Source organism: Curvibacter delicatus NBRC 14919 (assembly GCF_001592265.1).
GTDB lineage: Bacteria > Pseudomonadota > Gammaproteobacteria > Burkholderiales > Burkholderiaceae_C > Hylemonella > Hylemonella delicata.
In genome coordinates, this window is sequence record NZ_BCWP01000028.1 from 13,799 (window position 1) to 30,075 (window position 16,277).

Consider the following 16,277-nt stretch of genomic DNA (forward strand, 5'->3'; position numbering starts at 1 on the left):
TACAACATGCAGGAACGGCAAGGTATTTTTCGCAAGTCATCGTTGGACCGACTGGCATCACCCGAGCAGTTGGATTCCCTGATCCGGGTGACGTCACCGCGTGCCTGGTTGGCTCTGGCGGCCATCGGTGGCCTGTTGTTGACCGCCTTGTTATGGGGCATCTTCGGCAGCATCCCGAGCAAGGTGCGCGGCTCCTGCATCCTGATTCGTCCCGGCGGCGTGGATGAGATCGTTGCGCCGGGCAATGGTTGGGTCAGCGACATCTCTGTCGAGGCTGGCGACATGGTGCGGCACGGGCAGATGATTGCCCGGGTGGAGCGCAGCACCAGCATGGACCAGATCAAGAGCGCCGAAGCCAAACTGCATGAACTCAGGGCGCGGCAGGAGCAGGTCAAGTTGATCAACAGCCGCAGCACGGCCGAACAGGGTGCCTACCTGGCCGATTCGGAGCGCGGGTTGCGGGCCAAGATCGCCACGGCTGAAGAGCAGGTCCGGACGCTGGAGGGCAAGATCAGGAATCAGGAGCTCCTGCTGGAACAGGGGCTGATCACGCGCCAGACGCTCTTGAACAGCCGCCTGGAGTGGTCAACGGCGCGCCAATCGATTGACGCGTTTCAAAATGAAATCCGCCAGATCGGCGTACGTCGTCTGGAGTCCCGCAAGCAAACAGACACCGAGCAGAGCACCCTGGCGATTCAGCTCAACGAAGCTGAGCGCAATCTGGCCAGCCTGATGCGCAGCAGTGATCAGTCCTCCCTGGTCTTCAGCCCGTTCAGTGGTCGTGTGCTGGAGATCAAGCTGGCGGAAGGCAGCCCCGTCAATGCCGGCACCTCCATTCTCACCCTTGAGCAAACCGGGGCCAGCGTCAGCGACCTGGAGGCCGTGGTCTACATCGCGCCGCTCGATGGCAAGAAGGTCAAGACCAACATGGATGTGCAGATCGCGCCCTCGACGGTCCGGCAGGAAGAGTTCGGGTTGATGGTCGGCAAGGTGAAGTCGGTGGCCGATTTCCCATCCTCGACCGAGGGCATGCAACGCGTCCTCAGGAACCCGCAGCTCGTGCAGCAACTGGCGGCGGGGGCGGCGCCGATCGCCGTCCAAGCGGATCTGACGCCGAGTGCCACAACTGTCAGCGGCTACAAATGGACTTCGCCGAAAGGCCCGGACACCCGCATCGAAAGCGGCACGCTTTGCTCGGCCACCATCACGGTCAGCAACCGCCGCCCCATCAGTCTGGTCATTCCCATCCTGCGCGACAACCTGGGCATCTGATCCATGACGAGCGACCTGCGCACCCCACCATCAGCCTGTTGGCGTGAACGCACGCCAACGGTGCTGCAAATGGAAGCCGTCGAATGTGGGGCGGCGGCGCTGGCCATCGTCATGGGCTATCACCGCAAGTTTGTCCCGTTGGAGGAATTGCGCCAGGTGTGTGGCGTTTCCCGGGATGGCAGCAAGGCCAGCAATGTGGTCAAGGCGGCACGCACCTATGGCTTTGAAGCCAGGGGCTATCGTTACGAGCCGTCCGAAGTGCTGGCGTTGCGCCAGCCCGTGATTGTTTTCTGGAACTTCAACCACTTCCTGGTGGTGGAGGGGGTGAGCAAGGCTGGCGTTCATCTCAACGATCCCGCTACAGGTCCGCGCACCGTCTCGCCCGAGGAATTTGACCAGGGGTTTACCGGCGTCGCTCTGCAGATCACGCCGGGCCCGGACTTCAAGCCGGAAGGCCAGCCCGACAGCATTCTCTCCGGCCTGCGAAAGCGCCTGCCTTTGCGCGAGCCGGCCTTGCTGTACCTGGTCATCGCCGGCTTGCTGCTGGTGCTGCCGGGCCTGGTGTTGCCGGTGTTTGCCAAGGTGTTCATCGACGAATACCTGATCGGTCGGATGGACAGCTGGATCAAGCCCTTGTTGGTGGGCATGGCGGTCACCATGGTCTTGCAAGGTGTCCTGACCTGGTTGCAGCGCTATTACCTGGCACGGTTTCACGCCAAGCTGGCGATGGCGACCTCCAGCCAGTTTCTCTGGCATGTGTTGCGCCTGCCGGTGGTCTTTTACGCCCAGCGTTCGGCGGGGGACATCAGTGGCCGGGTCGGCATCAACAACCGAGTGGCCGAACTCATGACCGGCGAGTTGGCAACGACTTTGCTCAACCTCGTTGTGCTGATCTTCTATGCGGCCTTGATGCTGTCCTACGACGTGTTGCTGACGCTGGTCGGCGTGGGTGTCGCCGCCATCAACATCGTGGTGCTCCAGCGCATGGCGAGGCAGCGCAAGGATGTGAACCAGAAGCTCGCCAACGACCACGGCAAGCTGTTGGGCACCTCCATGAACGGCCTGCAGATGATCGAGACCCTGAAGGCCTCGGGTACCGAGTCGGACTTCTTCGCGAAGTGGGCGGGCCACCATGCCAAGGTGGTCAACGGCATGCAGGCCGCGGGGGGGCAAGGCGTGCTGCGGGTCGGCGTTCCGCTGCTGCTGAGCACGTTGAACAATGTGCTCATTCTCTCGTTGGGTGGTTTGCGCGTGATGGAGGGCGCGTTGACCATGGGGGCGCTGGTGGCGTTCCAGAGCCTGATGGCCAGTTTTCTGCAGCCAGTGAATCAGTTGGTGGCCCTGGGCGCCAGCATCCAGGAGATGGAAGGCGACATGAAGCGGCTTGATGATGTGCTCAAGTACGCGCCGGAGTCCGATGGCACGCAGACCGGCGAGGCCGCATCCGGGGTTGCCGTGGACCGGCTCCAGGGCGCGGTGGAGCTGAGAAACATCAGTTTTGGCTACAGCAAACTGGAGCCGCCGCTGCTGGAGAACTTCAATCTGACCCTGCGCCCCGGTGCCCGCGTGGCTCTGGTGGGGGCATCGGGTTGCGGCAAGTCCACGGTATCGCGCTTGGTCATGGGGCTTTACGAACCCTGGAGCGGAGAGATCCTCTTCGACGGCCGGCCACGGCACCAGTGGCCGCGCGCCACCCTGGTCAACTCCTTGTCGATGGTGAGCCAGGAGATCGCGCTTTTTGAAGGCGGCGTGCGTGACAACCTGAGCCTCTGGGACGACACCCTGCCCGAGGCGGAGTTGATCCGCGCGGCCCAGGATGCCTGCATCCATGATGTCCTGGTGACGCGCCCCGGCGGTTACGAAAGTCCCGTCCTGGAAGGTGGTGTCAATTTCAGCGGCGGGCAGCGCCAGCGTCTGGAAATTGCCCGGGCGCTGGCCATCAATCCCCGCATCCTGGTGCTGGACGAGGCGACCAGTGCCCTCGATCCGCTTACCGAACAGCAGATCGACGACAACCTGCGGCGGCGCGGCTGCACGTGCCTGATCGTCGCCCATCGTCTGAGCACGATCCGGGATTGCGACGAGATCATCGTGCTGGACCGCGGGCGGGTGGTGCAGCGCGGCACGCACGAGGACATGCGTGCCGTGCCGGGTCCCTATGCCGAGCTGATGCAGGCAGGAGAGGAGGCAGGTCATGCCCTCTGAAACAGGCGTGCCGGACATCCTGTTCGCGGTGCATGGCACAGCCGCGCGGGCGCGGGCCGGGCAGCCGCTGCAGCTGGAAGGCAGTGGCCATGTCTGGAAGGTCGAGGCCGGTGCCGTCGATCTGTTTTTGTCCCGGCTGGAAGACGGGCAGCCTGCTGGTGCCCTGTTCCCGCTGGGGCGTCGGGTGGCGGGCCAGTTGCTTTGGGGGCTGCCGGTGCGGCGCCGCTGTCAGGACTGGTGTCTCGTGGCCTTGGGCAATGGCGACAGTCGTTTGATCGCCGTGCCGGGCTCGGTGCTCGTGCTGCCGGAGGGTTCGGTACTCGATGGCGCCTGGCTGGCGGCTGCCTTGGTGGACTGGTGCGACTTTCTGCGCGCGCCTTTGCCAGGAGGGCTGCCAGAAGGTCTCCCCTTGCCTGAGGCGGGTGGCAGTGCGCATGCCGACGCGGGGAGCACCTACTTGGGCCGAGCAGACACGGTCTGGGTGAAGCTGCTGGCAGGGGCGTGGGACTTTCTTGGCGCACCGGAGATGCCGCTGACGACAGGGCTGGTGCCGTTGTCACGCACCGGTTGGCTGGTCTGCAGGGAGGCCGGACAGTTGTGCACGGCAGAGGCCGAGGCGTTGACGCCAACGGCCTTGCTGGCAGGCGTGGATGCGTTGCAAGACGGTCTGTGGTCGGCCCTGGTTCGGCAGCAGCAAGTGCAGGCGCAAGAAGAGGTGTTGCGCCTGCAGCAGAAGGCGCATCGGGAAACGGACAAGCTGGGGCAGGCGCTGGGGCATCTGGCGGCGGTCCTGGCGCGTGGGGATCGCTGGGCTGTGGGCGAGGATGGCGGCAAGGATGCGCTCTGGGCGGCCTGCTGCCGTCTGGGACGGGTGGCCGGTATCGAGTTCCGGCCGCCGCCACCTGGCCCGGCCGATGCCGCACGCGACGTGCTGGCTGAAATTGCCGAGGCCAGCCGCGTGCGCCGCCGCCGCGTGACCCTGGCGGGCTCTTGGTGGCAAGAGGACGGCCTGCCTTTGCTGTCTTTCCGCAAGCAGGATGGGCAGCCCGTGGTGCTGGCATTCTTCGCCGGCGCTTATCACCTGCTGCCTTCGTCCGGAGGGGCATCCGTTCGTGTGGATGCCGCCCTGGCGGCAGAGCTGGAGGATTTCGCCTGGGTCTTCTACCGGGGCCTGGGGGAGACCTGCCGCGGCCTGGTGGAGATGCTGCGCTTTGGCAGCCTGGGGTGCTGGCGGGATTACCTCATGGTGATCGCCATGGGAATTTCAATCGGCCTTATCGGCATGGTGACGCCCATGGCCACGGGCATGCTGTTCGATTCCGTGATTCCCGGAGCTGATAAAAATCAGCTGCTGCAACTGACATTGGCCTTGCTGGCCGCAGCCTTCGCCACGAGCCTGTTCGATGCAGCGCGCGGCTTTGCCGTGTTGCGTGTCGAGGGGCGCCTGGACCTTGCCGTCCAGTCGGCCATCTGGGACCGGCTGATGCGCTTGCCCTCCACCTTCTTCCGCGATTATTCGGCAGGCGACCTGGCCATGCGCGCCAACGGCGTCCACAGCATCCTGCAACTGATTTCCGGCACGACACTGCAGACCCTGATGGGCGCCGTGTTCTCCTCTTTCAATCTGGCGCTGCTGTTCTATTACAACGTCAAGCTGGGGCTGCTGGCTTTGGGGCTGGTGGGCGTGGCCGTGTTCGTTACCGTACTTGCCGGTTTTCTGCGCTTGCGCCATGAGCGTCATCTGGCCTCCATGGAAGGCCGGATATCCGGGCAGGTGCTGCAGTTGCTCAGTGGCATCGCGAAGTTGCGTGCTGCGGGGGCAGAAACACGGGCCTTCTTCAACTGGGCCATGAACTACGGGCAGCAGCAGGAACACACGTTCCGTGCGCGCATGGTCGGCAATGTGCTGGATGTCTTCAACAGCATCTTTCCCACGCTGGCCAATCTGCTCATTTTTGGCTTGGTTGCTTTTTATCTCACCGACGACAAGAGCTTCAGCACCGGCCATTTCATGGCGTTCAATGCCGCGTTCGGAGGTTTTCTGGGCGCCATGCTGGCAGCGACCGGGGCCGTGATGGCGATTCTCAACGTGGTACCGATCTATGAGCGGGCGCGTCCCATCCTGCAGACACCGATGGAAATCACCGAGGCCAAGGCCCATCCGGGCGTGTTGAGCGGCGATATTGAGATCAGCCATCTTTCCTTCAGCTATACCGCCGACGGCCCTGTCATTCTCAAGGACATCAACCTTCATGTCCGGGCCGGTGAGTTCGTTGCCATCGTGGGGGCATCGGGTTCGGGCAAGTCCACCTTGCTGCGCCTGCTGTTGGGGTTCGAGCAGCCGACGTTGGGGGCGCTCTATTACGACAGCCAGGACATGTCCGGGCTCGATCTGGGTGCTTTGCGTCGCCAGCTGGGCGTGGTCCTGCAGAACGGTCAGCTCATCTCGGGTGATATTTTCGGCAACATCGTGGGCTCCGCACCGCTCACGCTGGACGATGCCTGGGCCGCCGCCGAGCAGGCCGGTCTGGCCGCCGACATCCGCGAAATGCCCATGGGCATGCACACCATGGTGAGCGACGGTGGTTCGACCCTCTCCGGTGGCCAACGTCAGCGCCTGATGATCGCGCGTGCCATCGTGCATCGGCCGCGCATTCTTTTCTTTGACGAGGCGACCAGTGCCCTGGACAACCAGACGCAGGCGGTGGTGAGCGACAGCATGGCGCAGTTGCGGGCCACCCGGGTCGTCATTGCGCATCGCCTGAGCACGATTGTCCATGCCGACCGGATTCTGGTCATGGACGGGGGGCAGATTGTCCAGAGCGGCACGTATGCGGAGCTGCTGGCAACGGACGGACTGTTTGCCGATCTGGCCCGGCGGCAAATCATTTGAGACGGATGCCAACTATGCACCACAAAACATTCTTGCCGATGGCGACAACCTGGGGAGGCCGGCTTGCCGGGCAGGCGGTGTGGCACCGCATGACATCGATGTTGATGCAGGGAGGGGCGGCACCATGAAGATATGGCCATGGCTTCTGGTCGTTGCCGGACTGCTCGGCGGCTGCGACAACTGGGGCGACCCGGCGACGGCGCGGGCCAGACGGGCTGCCTCCGCCGACGGTGAGATCGTGATCGGTGCGGTCTGGCCCTGGGGTGGGCACAAGGGGAGCTTGTGGCAGGGCATCGAGCTGGCTGCTGAAGAGATCAATGCGCAGGGCGGCATTCTGGGGCGACCCGTGCGCATCATCAAGGAAGACGATGAGGCCTCGCTGGCCAAGGGGCGCCTGATCGCACAGCAGTTTGCCGAGAACCGCGACATGGTGGCGGTCATCGGTCACCTCAATTCCTACATCGCCTTGCCCGCCTCGTCCATGTACCAGGCGGCAGGCTTGCTGTACCTGACGCCCGGCGCCTCCGATTACCAGATCAACCTGCAAGGCCACAAGCTGGTCTTCCGATCGTCGCCAAGCAACCGCAGTCTGGGTTCCCGCATGGCCGACTTCATGGCCGCGCGTGGTTATCGCCGGGTGGCCATCGCCTATGTCAAGGACAAGACCAGCCAGGGCATGGCGAACTATTTTGAGCAGCGTGCCCGGGAGCTGGGGATGACCATTGTCGATCGGCGCTCCTACGCCATCAGTGCCGAGGACTTCGGGCAGCTGACCCATACCTGGAAGGACCTCTATCAATTCGACGCCATCTTCCTCGCGGGCAACATGCCGGTGGCCGGCCAATTCATCAAGGCGGTGCGATCGTTCGGCATGACCATGCCCATCGTCGGTGGTGATGGCATGGACACGCCGCAGCTGCTGCAGCTGGGGGCGCTGGCGGAGGGTGTCGTCGTTCCGGAGATCTACGACGCAGATACCCGCCGCCCCGCGGTCAGCCACTTCGAGACCCTGTTCCAGAAAAAATATGGTCGCGCCGCCGACACCTTTGCGGCACAGGGGTATGACGCACTTCAGCTGGTGGCGCAAGCCATGCGGCAGGCGCGCGGGACAGTGCCCGACGATGTGGCACGTGCGTTGCATGCCACACGCACATGGCAAGGGGTCACCGGAGAAGTCTCTTTTGACGACTTGGGGGACATGCCCGAACGCAAGATCGGCCAGAAGATTGTCCGCGACGGTCGTTTCGTCAGCTTGCCATGAGGTCCGCCATGAAGATCAGATATGTCGTTCGAGCCGCCTGGGTGTGCGGTCTGGCACTGCTGATGAGCGCCGCAGCCGCGCAGGGCTTGCCCGCGAGTGCCCTGCCGGTCGATATCCAGCGCATCGTGACGCGGGGTGAGTTGCGTGTGGCGATGCCGTCTTTCGATTCTCCGCCCTTCTTCTACGAGGGGCCGACGGGCTTGGAAGGCATCGATGCCGAGATTGCGAACGGGGTGGCCCAGGTGCTGGGTGTTCGCCTGAAAGTGCTGCGCCAGGCCGGCAGTTTCAACGAGGTGGTCGAGTGTGTGGCGCGCGGCGAAGTGGACATGGCCGTCGGCAAGTTGTCGCGTACCCTGGCACGCGCGCGATACGTACGCTTCTCCGATCCTTACTCCACGAGCCGGCATGCCGTTCTTCTGAACCGGGTGGCTTTTGCGCGTCTTGCCCGGGGACGGGAGTTTGGCGATGTCATCCGCCATTTCGACGGGACGCTGGGTGTGATTCAGGGCTCCTCTTTTGCCGATCAGGCGCTCCGCAGCTTTCCCCAGGCGCGTCTGGTGGCCTACAGGCGCTGGGAAGAGCTGTTGGAGGCGCTGACGCGGGGGGAGGTGATCGCCGCCTATCGGGATGAGTCCGAGATGCAGCGACTCTTCCAGCAGAGCCCAGCCCTGTCGCTCAGTTTGCGGGTCGTGGCTTTCACGGATACCCAAGACAGCCTGAGCGTGGCGCTGCCCTATCAGTCGCAGCAGCTACTGGCGTTGGTGAATCTTTATCTGGCGCAGCACCGGCCGTCGATGAACGCCAAACTTGAATCCCGAGAACTGAGGTCCCGGCCATGAATCTTGTCGCTTTGCGCAGTCAAGTCGCACGCCCCAGTGTCGTGATCGGGAGCCTGTTGCTGGGTATCGCCATGGGTTTGCTGTTCCCTGAACTGGCAAGCAGGCTGGCCTTGGTCAGCAACATCTATCTTGCCTTGCTGAAGATGATCGTGCTGCCCTTCATGGTGTCGGCCATCATTTTCAGCCTGTATCGGCTTTTCCAGGAAGGACATACGGGTCGGTTGCTGACCCGTATCGTCGGGTTCTCTCTCCTGGTCTTGATGATTGCGGCTGGGGTCGCGGCCGTCACAGCGCTGCTGGTGACGCCTGGCAAGAATCTGCCCGCAGAAACCATGCTTCAGTTGGGGCAAGTCGTTGGCGGCGGTGCGGCCAGCGATGAGATGGCGCTTTTTTCCCAGGATCAGACCGTTTCGGGACCGTCGGTGCTGGGCATGCTGACCCAGCTCATTCCTGACAATATCTTCTCCGCGCTGGCCCAGGGCGAAACCCTCAAGGCCTTTGTCTTTGCGCTCCTGTTCGGGTGTGCCCTTGCGAAGGTGCCGGCAGAGGTGGCCGACCCCTTGAGCCGCAGCATGGAAACCATCTTCCATGCGTGTCAGACCCTGACCCGCTGGTTCAACTACTTTCTTCCCATCGTGCTGTTCAGCATGGTGGCCAGTCAGATTGCCCAGACCGGCGTGGAGCCTTTGCAGGCCATGCTCGGTTTCCTGGCGGCGTTGGGCATGGCGGGGGGCTGCTGATTCTGGCGGCTTTCTGGGTGCTGGTGCGAAGCAGTGGTCAATCATGGCGCGAGGTCATGCAAAGCCAACGTGAGCCGATGACCATGGCACTGGCCACGCGCAGCAGCCAGGCGTGCATGCCGGCCATGATCGAATCGCTGGTCGTTCGTCTGGGTTTCCCGCATTACCGCATCGAGCTGCTCATTCCTCTGGGCATTTCCCTGTTGCGTGTGGGGCAGGTGCTCTACTATGTCCTGGCCACCTTCTTCATCGCGCATCTTTACGACCGCGCCCTGGACATGCAAGCCGTGGCCATCATCCTGCTGGGCTCGATCCTGGCCGGTTTTGCGTCCACAGGCATGAGCGGCTTGCTGGTGCTGTCAATGATCAGCCTAGTCTGCAATTTCCTCGCCTTGCCTTTTGAGGCGGCATTGGCGTTGTTTGTGGCCGTCGAGCCGGTGAGCGATGTGGTGCGTACGCTGGTGAGTGTGGCGGTCAACAGTGCCTGGGCGGCGGCCGTGTGCGGCAGACCCGAGCCCATGCCCAATGATGTGCCGCATGCAGAGACGGCGCCAGTCCCCGCCGGAGAAGCGGCATGCTAGGCGTGTTGGGGGGCATGGGGCCTGCTGCCACGGTGGACTTTCTCGCCAAATTTGTGGCGTTGACACCGGCGCAGCGGGACCAGGAGCATCTGCCTGTGCTGACCACGATGGCGCCCCATATTCCGGACCGGAGTTCTGCCATCCTGGGGCAGGGGCCTTCGCCGCTGCCGGTACTGCTCCGTGAACTGGACAAGCTGGTGGCTGGCGGCGCATCGGCCATCGCGATCCCGTGCAATGCCTGTCACCACTGGTACGAGGCGCTGCAGGCCGCCTGTCCGGTACCCATTCTTCATATTGCGACGGCAACCATGGCCGCCCTGGAGCCAGGGCCTGACCCGGTCGTGATCCTGGCGACGCGAGGTACGCTGCATTCCGGTTTTTATCAACGGCAACTGCATTCGGCCGGCCACGCATGGGGTGTTCCTGATGAGGCCGGGCAACAGCAGGTGGATCGTGTCATCGCGTTGGTCAAAGCCGGTGCGGTTGAAGAGGCCGGCCGCGTGTTGGCCACCTTGTGGCAGCCGTGGGCCAGCCAGGCCGGCCAGTTGATCCTGGCCTGCACGGAGATTCCGCTGGCAGCGGCCGCACTGCCCGTGTCGGCCCTCAGGCTGGTCGACAGCACCCACGAACTGGCGCGTTACAGCGTGGCGCATTGCCTGGCGAAGCGGTAGCGCCCGTGCTGGAACCTTTCACGGCAGGTAGTTACCCATCGAGGTGCCACGCGGAGCGTGGCAGTAACTTCTGATGCCCTTTCTTGGAGAAATGCCATGCACCTCTCATCCGAAATCCTTCAAGCGCTGCGCAAGCTGCTTGAAGAGGACTCAGCCCTGCTGGAACTGCTGCGCCAGACTCCTGATGTCGTGCAGGGCGCGGCGTTGCTGTGTCAGGCCGCCCAGCAGGCCGGGCTGGATGTCCGCCAGGACGATCTGCTCAAGTACTTTGCCGCGCAGGCCCCGACAGTGGCCAATCAGGCCCTGGATGACGGGCAATTGGACAAAGTGGCCGGCGGCATGAGTTATGCCGAGCGGGAGATCGCCTCTCTTTTCTCCCTCGGGTTGATTCGCCTGCGTCCGGAGTCTGGTGCTGGCAAGAAAACGAAAGTGACCGTTGGGCGTCCGCTGTAAGCAGGTGCTCGGGAGAATCTGCGAGAACACACGGCGCCGTTGTATTGGGTGCCTTGGTACTGTCTTGCCGAATCAGGCGTACCACAGCACGTGCCAGGGCGGGATCCGGATGGCTACGGACCGACGGTGATCGTGCCGTCGAGATCGCCCGTATAGGGCTGCCCGGGTGGGATAACCACGCGCCCCTCCATCGGGTAGCGAGGCGGTTGCGCCGGGGGCCAGATGCTGCCACCTCCAGATACCTGTTCCAGCTGCGCATCAGGCAGTGCGGCAGACGGGCTGGCGTCGGTGTCGGTCATGGTGGGTGCCGGTGACGTTGGGGGACGATGATCAGAAGAGGTCATGGTGTGCTTTCATGTTTGCAGGGATGCCGAAAAAGCGGTTCCGCAGTCCATGAGTAACGTGGCATGAGGACAAGGTTCGCGCACGCTGCGGATGAGCACAGGCCTCGGGCGCTGTTCGTGCCAAGCCTGTCCAGATGAACTGTCCTGCCCGTTTGGCTGCCAATGGTCGACAGCCAGATGGCCCGCGCCCACGCCAGGCGCGTCAGTGAGGGTCCTGCGGTGGCGGAAAGCCCGGCCCGGCCGCGGCCAGCCACTCCAGATCGGCATCGTTCAGCATGCGGCTGCGGCCGGCCAAACGGGCCAGCACGCGCTCCACGGCGCCGGCCGGGGCTTGCTCGGATTGGTAATGCAAGGCCAGTTCGCTCAGGTGGCGATCCAGTTCATGCGCCTGCGGATGGGTCATTCCTGATTCCACGTTGCGGTTGGAGGTGGTGCCTTGTCAAACCAAGGGCCTGCCCCATGAGTAACCCGAAAAGGGAAAAGGTTCCAATACAGTGCATTCATGACATGTGCGTGAACATGTCTTCAGCCAATCTTTCCCGGGCGCGGCTCAAGCGGCTTTTGACCGTGCCCAGCGGGATTTTCAGGACGTTGGCAGCTTCCTCGAGGGCGAGATCTTCCAGCCTGACCAGGATCACGACTTCCCGCAGTTCCTCGGGCAGGCGGAAGATGGCGCGGTCCAGTTCCAGCAGCATTTGCTTGCTTCGGGCCAGCTCGGAGGGGTCCTCCGCCTGGGGCAGCAAGGATTCGAGGACGTTGTCTTCCGGCAACTCCACCTCCTTGCGGGACGCAGCGCGGTTGCAGTGGTTGCGGGCGATGTTGAGGGCGATGCCCAGGAGCCAGGTGGAAAACTTGGATTCACCGCGGAAGGTCTGAAGGCTGCGCCAGGCGCTGATGAAGGTTTCTTGCGTCAGCTCCTCCGCATCCTGAGGGTTGTGCACCGATTTCAGGATGAAGCGCCAGACGTTGCTGTGAAACTCACGAACCAGGGCGGAAAAGGCGGCCTCGTCGCCAGCGCGGGCGCGCTCAACCCACTGTTTGACGCGATACAACTGGATATCATTCATGGCAGCGACTACTTTCCCGTTAGACATGCGGCCGCAATTACCCGCACCGTTCATTGCCTGGTTAGATTTCTGGCCCCGCTCTGGCAGGGCTTCTCCCTTTGAAAATCCATCCTAAATTTCGAGCGTTCAGAAATCGTTCGCACTTCCTGGCCATCGGATGAATTCCCTGTTTGAACCGCCGCCCAACGGGTTGGTCATGCGTTTCCTGGGCGGCTTTGCTGTCTCGCGCGGTGGCCTTGCCTTGGACGGGTTCGGCTATGACAAGACACGTGCCTTGCTGGCCTATCTGGCGCTGGAGTCAGGGGCGGGGCCGCACCATCGGGAAAAACTGGCGGATCTGCTGTGGCCCGAGGCGCCGGCCGAGACGGCGCGCGGCAACCTGCGCCGCACCTTGCACGACTTGCGCAAGACGCTGATGGCCGGGGGAGCGGGCGAAGATTTCTTCGTCACGAGCAAGAATCAGCTCGGATTTGATGGCGCCAGCCCTCACTGGTTGGATGTCGAGGCCTTCAGCCAGCCGGGACCGGTTTCCGAGGGAGCTGCCGATGAGCTGGAGCGCCTGGAGCAGCAATGGGCGCTGTACCGCGGGGGGCTTTTGCACGGTTTGAGCCTGCCGGATGCGCCGGATTTCGAAAATTGGCTGGAGGCGCGCCGTGAGGCGGTGCAGCGGCAGGCTTTGCCGTTGCTCAAGAGGTTGATCCAATGCCATGAACAGCATGGCCAGATCGCGCGTGCCATTGTCCTGCTGCACAAGGAAATCGAGCTGGAGCCCTGGGCCGAGGATGCGCATCGCCGGCTCATGCAGTTGCAGGCGCGCAATGGTCAGACCGCCGCCGCGCTGGCCCAGTTCGAGGTCTGTCGTGCGCTGCTGCAACGCGAACTGGGTTTGGAGCCCGAGCCGCAGACCCTGGCCCTGGCGCAGGCCATCCGCCGCGGCGAGCTGACGGCGCCGTCCTGGGTGCCGGCCCCTGTGCCGAACGTTGAACGCCGCCAGGTCTGTGTGCTTGTTTGCGACATCCAGGCCGCCCACGCGCTGCCATCGGAAGCCGCAGCGAACGTTGTGGCCGACAGCCACGGCAGCTGCATGAACATCATCAGCACACACGGGGGGCATGGCATCGCCTTGCACGCCGGCAAGATCCTGGCTTATTTTGGTTATCCGCAGGCGCAGGAACATGCGCCCGTGAAGGTGTTGGAAGCAGCGTTGGAGATGGTCCGCTACGCGGCCGGAACCTCTGGCCTGAACATCCGGCTGGGAGCGCATTGCGGCTGGGTGGTGAACGACCAGCGCTTCAACCTGCCCGATGCGACGGGGCTGATTACCCAGCGTGCCGGCGCCTTGGCAGAGCAGGCGCCGTGGGGGGGCATCGCCGTCAGTCCCGAAATCGCACAGTTGGTGGAGGGCTATTTCTTGTTGAGCGATTTGCGCGAGACGAGCGGCTCGCTCCATCACCTGATCGAGGGTCGCAGCACGGCGCGTCACCGGTTGCAGGCGGCGGCCCATCGACTCACGCCGTTTGTCGGACGTGCGACCGAACTGCGGCTGCTACGCGCCCTGTGGGAGCGTACCCGCCAAGGTGGCAGCCAGGCGCTGCTGATCCGTGCCGAGGCCGGGATGGGCAAGTCCCGCCTGATCCAGATGCTGGAGCCGCAGGTGGCAAGTACCGGCGGCGCCTGGTGCTTGCTGCGTTGTCTGCCGGAATTCCAGCACACGCCGTACTATCCCCTGGTCGATTTCCTGCAGCACCTGCTGGACCAGTACGGTGGCGCAGAGGCGGGTGGCGCCAGCCGTGGCCAGCGTTTGGCGCGCTGGCTGACGTCCTTGGACGATGCCTTGGCGGTTCATCTGCCGATGCTGGCCGAGCTGCTGCAGCTGCCCCAGGAAACGACGTCGTTGCCACTGTCGCCAAGCGACAAGAAACACCGCCTGGAAGGGGCTCTGCGGGATGTGTTCCTGTGTCTGGCGCAGCAACAGCCATTGTTGCTGCTGCTGGAAGACGTCCATTGGGCCGACGCCTCCACCCTGGAATGGGTTCAAGCCCTGTTGGCGCGGCCGGTGGCGCCTTGCCTGCTTTTGATGAGTGCCCGCCCCGAGTTCGAAGTCTTGCCTGGTCTCAAAACGCTGTCGTTGCCGGCCTTGTCGGACCGGCAGGCCGAGCGGCTGGTGCGCCAGACGGCCGGCGGCGCCGGCTGGGATGCCCGGGCCCTGAAAAGTATTTTGTTGCGGGCAGACGGCATCCCGCTCTACATCGAAGAGATGGCGCGCAGCCTGCAGGCCGATCTCCAGATGGAGATACCGGGCACGCTGTGGCACCTGTTGGCGGTGCGATTGGAGTCGGTTGGCGAAGCCCGGCGCCTGGCGCAACAGGCGGCCGCCATCGGCCGTGATTTCAGTCTTGAGCTGCTGGAGGCTCTATGGGATGGCCCCGGCGATCGGCTGCCGGTTTATCTGGACCGGCTTGGCAAGGCCGGTTTGATCCAGCCGCAGGACCGGGGGCATTACCGCTTCAAGCATGCCTTGTTCCAGGATTCTGCGTACCAGACCTTGCCGCTGAATGAGCGCAAAAACATCCATGGCCGCTTGGCCCGGTTGTTCCAGGGGCCGTTCCAGCATCTGGCCAAAAACAGCCCTGAGCGTCTGGCTCAGCATCTCACCATTGCGGGCGAATCACTGCCGGCGGCGGCGGCCTGGCTGGCGGCGGGCCGCATGGCTGCCAGCCGGTCGGCCAACCAGGATGCCGTCTTCCATTTCGAATCCGGGCTGGCCCAGTTGCGGGGGCTGGAGGTGCCTGGCGCCGATGGGCTCGAACTCTCGCTTCAGGCCGCCTTGGGTACCACCTTGGTGGCGATGAAAGGCTACGGGGCGGAAGAGGCCAAGGTGTGTTTTGCCCGTTCTCTGGAGTTGAGCCGGACGACGGAAGATGACACCGAGTTGTTCCCGGTCACTTGGGGCTTGTGGCTGGGCGGCCGGTCGTGCACGCCGGAGGCCTTTCCGCTGGAGTTCGCCGAAAAGCTGGAGCGCATAGCCCAGGCTTCGGGCGAGCCGGCGCATGCCATGCAGGTCCACTACGCCTATGGCAACAACCTGTTCTGGATGGCGCGCTATGCAGAAGCGTATGCGCACCTGGAGAAGGCCGTGGCGATTGGCCGTGGCCTGTCCTCCTTTGATCTTGTCCGCACCTATGGCGAGGACACCGGGATCTCTTCGCTTTCTTTCCAGGCCTGGATCCATTGGATACAGGGACGGCCTGATACGGCTGTCGCGACGGCGCAGGCCGCCATTGCGGCGGCGCGCCAATTGGGGCATGCCCATACCCTGGGGTTTGCGCTGACCTTTGCGGCGGTTCTTTACCGGTTCATGAACATGCCGCAGCAAACCGCCACGCTGGGACAAGAGTTGCGGGAGCTTTCACTGCGGCATGGGCTGTCGTTATGGCAGGCCGCGGCGGGTGCCGTCTCGGGATGGGCGGCCGTCATGCTCGGCCGGCCGGAGGGCATGGAGATCATTCAGCAGAGTGTCGAGGCCTCCCGCAAGGCCATGCTGGTGGTCGAGGGCACATTTCTGGCTTTTCAGGTGGATGCGTTGCATCACCTGGGCCAGCATGAGGCCTGTGCTGTCGCGGCAGAGGACGCCATCAGGCGTTGCGAGAGTCGTCTGGACATCTATTTCCTGCCTGAGTTCTTGCGTCTGCGCGGCGCGGCGCTTCTCGGTCTGGCGGGCGGGCATTGTGCCGAAGGAGAGCGCTGTCTGGAACAGGCGTTGGCGTTGGCCGGCCAGCAAGGTGCCAAAAGCCTGGAACTGCGTGCCGCCGTGACCCTGGGCCAATTTGCCACTCAGCCAACGGCAAGGCAGATGCTCCGGAATCGGATCACGGAAATTCTCACGAGCTGCCCGGAGCTGGCTTCAGGTGCCGAAGGTCGGCTTGCGCGCGAACGCTTCAGCTGAGCGCG

The 16,277-nt window shown here is 63.6% G+C and carries 13 protein-coding genes; 10 read left to right on the forward strand and 3 right to left on the reverse strand.

Features of this window, described 5'->3' with window-relative positions; translation table 11 throughout:
• Positions 1-6 precede the first annotated feature (6 nt).
• The 9 genes from CDE01S_RS13145 (at position 7) to CDE01S_RS13180 (ending at position 10,915) form a co-directional block, all read left to right on the forward strand.
• Positions 7-1,272, forward strand: coding sequence for an NHLP bacteriocin system secretion protein (locus CDE01S_RS13145; protein WP_066708281.1), 1,266 nt, complete (start codon positions 7-9; stop codon positions 1,270-1,272).
• 3 nt (positions 1,273-1,275) lie between these two features.
• The gene (locus tag CDE01S_RS13150) at positions 1,276-3,477 is read left to right on the forward strand and encodes an NHLP family bacteriocin export ABC transporter peptidase/permease/ATPase subunit (RefSeq protein WP_066708284.1); all 2,202 of its coding nucleotides are present in this window, start codon (positions 1,276-1,278) and stop codon (positions 3,475-3,477) included.
• Complete coding sequence (locus CDE01S_RS13155; RefSeq protein ID WP_066708287.1) at positions 3,467-6,370, forward strand: NHLP bacteriocin export ABC transporter permease/ATPase subunit; 2,904 nt, start codon at positions 3,467-3,469, stop codon at positions 6,368-6,370. The genes CDE01S_RS13150 and CDE01S_RS13155 overlap by 11 nt, the downstream gene beginning before the upstream one ends.
• 124 nt (positions 6,371-6,494) lie before the next feature.
• On the forward strand, positions 6,495-7,631 hold the full coding sequence (locus tag CDE01S_RS13160) for an ABC transporter substrate-binding protein (protein ID WP_169802265.1): 1,137 nt from the start codon (positions 6,495-6,497) through the stop codon (positions 7,629-7,631).
• An 8-nt stretch (positions 7,632-7,639) separates the two neighbouring features.
• Positions 7,640-8,470 carry a substrate-binding periplasmic protein gene (locus tag CDE01S_RS13165; RefSeq protein ID WP_066708293.1) on the forward strand — a complete coding sequence of 277 codons (831 nt, stop codon included), beginning with the start codon at positions 7,640-7,642 and terminating at the stop codon, positions 8,468-8,470.
• On the forward strand, positions 8,467-9,210 hold the full coding sequence (locus tag CDE01S_RS19185) for a dicarboxylate/amino acid:cation symporter (RefSeq protein ID WP_281179360.1): 744 nt from the start codon (positions 8,467-8,469) through the stop codon (positions 9,208-9,210). The genes CDE01S_RS13165 and CDE01S_RS19185 overlap by 4 nt, the downstream gene beginning before the upstream one ends.
• 23 nt (positions 9,211-9,233) lie before the next feature.
• Complete coding sequence (locus CDE01S_RS19190) at positions 9,234-9,791, forward strand: cation:dicarboxylate symporter family transporter (RefSeq protein WP_369406367.1); 558 nt, start codon at positions 9,234-9,236, stop codon at positions 9,789-9,791.
• Positions 9,785-10,462 (forward strand): cysteate racemase, encoded by a 678-nt coding sequence (gene cuyB, locus CDE01S_RS13175; protein ID WP_066708297.1) that lies wholly within the window; start codon positions 9,785-9,787, stop codon positions 10,460-10,462. Before CDE01S_RS19190 ends, cuyB begins: the two co-directional genes overlap by 7 nt.
• A 96-nt stretch (positions 10,463-10,558) precedes the next feature.
• Positions 10,559-10,915 (forward strand): hypothetical protein, encoded by a 357-nt coding sequence (locus CDE01S_RS13180; protein ID WP_066708299.1) that lies wholly within the window; start codon positions 10,559-10,561, stop codon positions 10,913-10,915.
• Positions 10,916-11,028: 113 nt separating this feature from the next.
• Here CDE01S_RS13180 and CDE01S_RS18515 read toward each other — a convergent pair whose 3' ends face one another.
• From CDE01S_RS18515 to CDE01S_RS13190, 3 genes are all read right to left on the reverse strand, one after another.
• The gene (locus tag CDE01S_RS18515; RefSeq protein ID WP_157077126.1) at positions 11,029-11,259 is read right to left on the reverse strand and encodes a hypothetical protein; all 231 of its coding nucleotides are present in this window, start codon (positions 11,257-11,259) and stop codon (positions 11,029-11,031) included.
• A gap of 202 nt (positions 11,260-11,461) precedes the next feature.
• Positions 11,462-11,662: a hypothetical protein gene (locus CDE01S_RS13185; RefSeq protein WP_066708301.1), complete on the reverse strand. Its 201-nt coding sequence runs from the start codon at positions 11,660-11,662 to the stop codon at positions 11,462-11,464.
• 97 nt (positions 11,663-11,759) lie between these two features.
• Positions 11,760-12,380, reverse strand: a complete 621-nt coding sequence (locus CDE01S_RS13190; RefSeq protein WP_084382883.1) for an RNA polymerase sigma factor — start codon at positions 12,378-12,380, stop codon at positions 11,760-11,762.
• Positions 12,381-12,483: 103 nt separating this feature from the next.
• Between CDE01S_RS13190 and CDE01S_RS13195 the strand changes: the two genes are divergently transcribed.
• The gene (locus CDE01S_RS13195) at positions 12,484-16,272 is read left to right on the forward strand and encodes an ATP-binding protein (protein WP_066708305.1); all 3,789 of its coding nucleotides are present in this window, start codon (positions 12,484-12,486) and stop codon (positions 16,270-16,272) included.
• The last annotated feature ends 5 nt before the right edge of the window (positions 16,273-16,277 follow it).